4 protein-coding genes are annotated in these 1,629 nt (G+C 41.9%); all 4 read left to right on the top strand.

Translation table 11 applies throughout. The features are described 5' to 3' along the window. Positions 1–139: 139 nt before the first annotated feature. The 4 genes from D1151_RS16315 (at position 140) to D1151_RS16300 (ending at position 1,592) form a co-directional block, all read left to right on the top strand. Positions 140–298, top strand: a complete 159-nt coding sequence (locus tag D1151_RS16315; protein WP_161909575.1) for a hypothetical protein — start codon at positions 140–142, stop codon at positions 296–298. Then, positions 280–468, top strand: coding sequence for a hypothetical protein (locus D1151_RS16310; RefSeq protein ID WP_161909574.1), 189 nt, complete (start codon positions 280–282; stop codon positions 466–468). Before D1151_RS16315 ends, D1151_RS16310 begins: the two co-directional genes overlap by 19 nt. A gap of 53 nt (positions 469–521) precedes the next feature. Next, complete coding sequence (locus D1151_RS16305; RefSeq protein ID WP_161909573.1) at positions 522–821, top strand: hypothetical protein; 300 nt, start codon at positions 522–524, stop codon at positions 819–821. Between the two features lie 321 nt (positions 822–1,142). Continuing rightward, the gene (locus D1151_RS16300; RefSeq protein ID WP_161909572.1) at positions 1,143–1,592 is read left to right on the top strand and encodes a JAB domain-containing protein; all 450 of its coding nucleotides are present in this window, start codon (positions 1,143–1,145) and stop codon (positions 1,590–1,592) included. Positions 1,593–1,629: the final 37 nt, after the last annotated feature.

Here is a 1,629-nt window from a genome sequence, read left to right as displayed (position 1 = left end):
ATGAGTTATGCGCAGTACAAAACGACTTTTTGTCCAGAATGCAGTCGGGAAAATTGCATTCATCGTGATGCATATCGGCGTTTGCCTAAATGTGACGGCGGGTTGGGATTGTGCCCGAATTTAAAAAAGGAGTGAGACTATGAACTTTTTTGATACAGTAGCAGGACATAATTTTACAAGCTATGTTGTACCAGGGTTGATTGATGTAATTGAGAAATTGACAATGGAACTAAAACGGGCAAATGATCTAAATGAGCGGAAAGTGAAGGAGGAACAAAAATGCGTAGAGGAACAGTAACGGGAAATACACGGAGAAAGCATCTTTTGGAGCAAAGGGATTTTGACTATATCTTAGAGGAATATGATGCACCGGATTTTTATGAAATGACTGTTTCGATTGGCGGAGATGTATGCCGGTTCAGATGTTATGGTAATGCGGCAGACGGATTTTCAATCTGTGAAAAATAAAGAAATCATGTGACAGGCGGGGAGAGATGTTCCTCGCCAGAAAGGAGAAACAAATGAAACTTGGAAAGGTAAAGGCAACAGTATTTGAAGCAAAGAAGGAAGAAAACAGGAAAAATACTGTGACAGCAAACATCAGTACCTACGAAGGAAAGGATCAGGACGGCAATAACCAATATTGCAGTTGGCGCGCAAGATTTGTGGGAGACGCGTATGAAAAAGCACTGGGTCTTGAGGACAAGGACCGGATTGTTATATCAAAAGGCAAGATTGAAAACAACTATAATAAAGACAAGGAAAGGCTTTATGTGTTGGTAACCGTATTTGATTTCGATTACGATGAGGAAAGCGAATAAAATGTGCTGGTGCTGCTTTGGCAGAAGGACTGCTTCTAACATGACGTATGGAAGCAGTCCCCTTGATTTAGGGAAAAGGTAGCTTTCCTGAACGGAAACCTTCTGATTTTTTCTGTTCACTTTTGGTTGCTCATTATATCACTTCCAGTCCCATCGGCAAGGGGCAAGCGGTTGTATTTGCCCTTAGGGCAAATCTCCACCGGCAGGTTTGCCCCCTATGCCTCTGCTCTTTCCAGTGGGCCGCCTGCAGCGTCCTCTTTTCGCACCTATCAAAAGTGAACACCGCAAGGTGCTCACAGAAACAAGAAAAGGAGTGGAAGAATGGTAGTAAAGAAATTTGAATTGTTGCTACAGGAAAGCGTTGAGTGGGAACGGGATTATGACGTTATATTAAATACCAGTGAGGATGTTGCTGATTTTGCATTTCACGGTCTTCAGGCACATACATGGGACAGAGAAAAGTTCGTTGCAATTGCCCTAAATTCAAAAGCTATGGTAATTGGGTATAATGTGGTTTCGATTGGGAGTTTATCTACAACTACGGTACATCCAAGAGAGGTTATAAAATTTGCAGTTATGGCTAATGCAGCAGCTGTTATCTTGCTGCATAACCATCCCAGTGGAGATGTAACCCCGAGTGAAACAGACATTGAAACTACAATGAGACTTTCAGAAGCATTGAAATTAGTAGGAATCAAAGTCCTTGACCACATTATCACGGGAGAAAAGGATAGCTTTCTTGCTTTGTATAGAGCAGGATATATTGAATAGATTAGGGTGTAAAACGAAAGAAATAGGCGGTGCCGAT

The organism is Emergencia sp. 1XD21-10 (assembly GCF_009936045.1).
In the GTDB taxonomy this organism is placed as follows: Bacteria; Bacillota; Clostridia; order Peptostreptococcales; family Anaerovoracaceae; genus Senimuribacter; species Senimuribacter intestinalis.
The sequence above is the reverse complement of the archived record's forward strand: the minus strand, read 5'-3'. Positions and strand labels throughout refer to the sequence as shown.